We start from the raw sequence: 3646 nt of genomic DNA on the forward strand, positions 1-3646 counted from the left end.
CTGCTGCCCCCGCGACCCCCGCCGGCAACCCGGTGGTGGCCAAGGTCGACGGGGCCGGGGTTTGCGCGCCCGGGGCTTGAGCCATGGCAGCGGCCGAGGCCAGCAGCAGGACGGAGAGGGAGGGGAGGAAAAAGCGCATTCGGGGCATGTGCCTTCGCGGCTGGACGCTTCAAGAGGTCGGAAGCGCGCCAAAATGGCGGAAGCCGCGCCGTTCCACAATTGCGCGCCCGTCTCAGGGCGGACACGCCCGCGCCAGGAAAGACCGGCGCGCCCGGGCCGGACCGGTCCCGCGGCGGCCGCTGTCCCGCAGATTTCATGCGCTGAGCTCGGCTTTTCCCCCAGCGCAAGCCCTGCCTTTCCTGGCTGTCATCCTGGCATTCGTTGACCCATGGCCGGGCGACGCCTATCTGTTCCGACCAAAGCAGCCTGTTGCCCGCCCCCGGCGGGTCCGGAGGCCTTGCTCCGCCGCCGGATGGCCCGGCGGACGGGGCCTCTCCGGCACACCCCCGCACCGTCCCGGTCGGGAATGCGGGGAAGGTGCAAGCGGCCCTCGGAGAGTTTCGACAAAGCATGTTCGCCCGCCTCGCCCGCGCCATCTTCGGCACCTCGAACGACCGCGTGCTGAAGCAGTTCAGCGCCCGGCTGCCCGCCATCGCGGCCCTGGAGCCGCAAATCTCGGCGCTGTCGGATACCGATCTCCAAGCCCAGACGCCCAGGCTCCGGGCGCGGCTGGAGGCCGGCGAAAGCCTCGACGCCGTCCTGCCGGAGGCCTTCGCGACGGTCCGCGAGGCGTCGAAGCGCGCCCTCGGCATGCGCCATTTCGACGTGCAGCTGATCGGCGGCATGGTGCTGCATTCCGGCCGCATCTCGGAGATGAAGACCGGCGAGGGCAAGACCCTGGTCGCCACCCTGCCGGTCTACCTGAACGCCCTGTCCGGCAAGGGCGTCCATGTCGTCACGGTGAACGACTACCTGGCCACCCGCGACAGCCAGCAGATGAGCCGGCTGTATAATTTCCTGGGCCTGACCTGCGGCGTCATCGTGCATGGGCTGACCGACCTCGAGCGTCGCGACGCCTATGCCTGCGACATCACCTACGGCACCAACAACGAGTTCGGCTTCGACTACCTGCGCGACAACATGAAGTACCGCCTGGACGAGATGGTCCAGCGCGACTTCAACTACGCCATCGTCGACGAGGTCGACAGCATCCTGGTCGACGAGGCGCGCACGCCGCTGATCATCTCGGGTCCGGCCGAGGACAGCTCCGACCTGTACCGCGCCGTGGACATCGTCGTCCGCGAGATGGTGCAGGACAAGGAGACCTTCGAGAAGGACGAGAAGCAGCGCAGCGCCGCGCTGACCGAGGCCGGCTCCGTGAAGGTCGAGCAGATGCTGCGCGACGCCGGGCTGCTGACCGAGGGGGAGCTCTACGACTTCCACAACGTCACCCTGGTGCACCACGTCAACCAGAGCCTGCGCGCCCACGTCCTGTTTGCCCGCGACGTCGACTATATCGTCAACCGCGAGGGCAAGCTGGTCATCATCGACGAGTTCACCGGCCGCATGATGGAAGGCCGCCGCTACTCGGAAGGCCTGCACCAGGCGCTGGAGGCCAAGGAGCACGTCGAGGTCCAGCCCGAGAACCAGACGCTGGCCTCGATCACCTTCCAGAACTACTTCCGCCTCTACCCGAAGCTGTCCGGCATGACCGGCACGGCCTCGACCGAGGCCGACGAGTTCGCCGAGATCTACAAGCTGGAAGTGGTCGAGATCCCGACCAACGTGCCGGTCTCCCGCCTCGACAGCGACGACGAGGTCTATCGCTCGGCCTCCGAGAAATACGGCGCCGTCGCCACCCTGGTGAAGGAGGCGCAGGCGCGCCACCAGCCGGTCCTCGTCGGCACCACCAGCATCGAGAAGTCGGAGCTGATCTCAGAGCTGCTGAAGGCGCAAGGCGTGCCGCACCAGGTGCTGAACGCCCGCTACCACGAGCAGGAGGCCGGCATCATCGCCCAGGCCGGCCGCCCGGGCGCCGTCACCATCGCGACGAACATGGCCGGCCGCGGCACCGACATCAAGCTCGGCGGCAATGCCGAGATGCTGGCCGAGCAGGGCTTCCCGGCGCCGCATGACGGCCCCGACTACGCGGCCCATCTGGCCGATGTCCTGGCCCAGGTGAAGATCGACGAGGCGGTGGTGAAGACCGCCGGCGGCCTCTTCGTCATCGGCACCGAGCGGCACGAGTCGCGCCGCATCGACAACCAGCTGCGCGGCCGCTCCGGCCGCCAGGGCGACCCGGGCGCCAGCCGCTTCTTCCTGTCCCTCGAAGACGATCTCATGCGGATCTTCGGGTCGGACCGGATGGGCGGGATGCTGCAGAAGCTGGGCCTGAAGGAAGGCGAGGCGATCATCCATCCGTGGATCAATCGCGCGCTGGAGAAGGCCCAGAAGAAGGTCGAGGCCCGCAACTTCGACACCCGCAAGAACCTGCTCAAGTACGACGACGTCATGAACGACCAGCGCAAGGAGGTCTATGCCCAGCGCAAGACCTTCATGCAGGCCGCCGACGTCTCCGAGACGGTCGAGGAGATGCGCCGGGAGACGGTGGCCGACATGGTCGCCCGCGCCATCCCGGTGAACGCCTATGCCGAGAACTGGGACCTGGTCGGGCTGCAGCAGAAGGTCCATGACGAGCTCGGCCTGGACCTGCCGATCGAGGCCTGGGGCAAGGAAGAGGGCATCGACGAGGTGGCGGTGCGCGAGCGCCTGGAAGCCGCCGTCGACCAGGCCGCCGCCGCCCGCGCCGCCAATATCGGCCCCGAGCTGATGCGGATGGTGGAGAAGTCGCTGCTGCTGCAGGTCTTCGACGCGGTGTGGAAGGAGCATCTGCTGGCCCTCGACCACCTGCGCCAGGGCATCGGCCTGCGCGCCTATGGCCAGCGTGATCCGCTGAACGAGTACAAGTCCGAAGCCTTCAACCTGTTCAACACCATGCTGCAGGACCTGCGGGAGCGGGTGACCTCCCTGCTGCTGCGCGTGGAGCTGAGCCCGAACGCGCCGCCGCCCTCGCCCGAGCCGGTGATGGTGACCGACATGCGCCACCCGGAGCCGGACGGCTTCGGCGGCGCCGCGGCCGGCTGGGACCACGCGCCGCTCGACGCCGGCTTCGCCCCGGCCATCCCGCGCGAGGTCGACGGCGTCGACCCGCAAGACCCCGCCACCTGGTACCGCACCCCGCGCAACGCCGGGTGCCCGTGTGGGTCGGGAAAGAAGTACAAGCACTGCCATGGGCGGAATGGATAAGCCCAGGCAAGGATGAAGGCTGGGGGAATGAATTCCCCCAGACCCCCATCTTTTTTCTATCTGTTGGCCGTTTGAAGACCAGCGCCCTTGCCGTCAGCCCACCAGGGCAGCGCGGCGGGGCGTTTTTTTATACAACCAGTACTGGCTGACAGGTCGCGCGTGGCTGGGCCGGGCCACGTCCCGTGTCCACGTGGACATGGCAATCAGACAGAAAAAAGAAGCGACTGTCTTGGGTGTCAAGCGGTCTGCTCCTTCGCGGAGGTTGTGGTTCTCCAGGGTGTTGAGCTTTGGAGGATGGCATTGAGGATGGTGAGCAGCTTGCGGGCGATGGCGATCAGGG

The 3646-nt window shown here is 67.6% G+C and carries 1 protein-coding gene; it reads left to right on the top strand.

Annotated features, from left to right (window positions below):
• The first annotated feature begins 570 nt into the window (after window positions 1-570).
• Window positions 571-3306, top strand: coding sequence for a preprotein translocase subunit SecA (gene secA / locus GVN67_RS28365; protein ID WP_160000656.1), 2736 nt, complete (start codon window positions 571-573; stop codon window positions 3304-3306).
• The last annotated feature ends 340 nt before the right edge of the window (window positions 3307-3646 follow it).

Source organism: Roseomonas sp. 18066 (genome assembly GCF_902706185.1).
Taxonomy (GTDB): domain Bacteria; phylum Pseudomonadota; class Alphaproteobacteria; order Acetobacterales; family Acetobacteraceae; genus Pseudoroseomonas.

What these genes read in the sequence shown, in the direction of transcription:
- secA (WP_160000656.1), top strand. Translation starts at nt 571, where the DNA reads ATGTTCGCCCGCCTCGCCCGCGCCATCTTCGGCACCTCGAACGACCGC.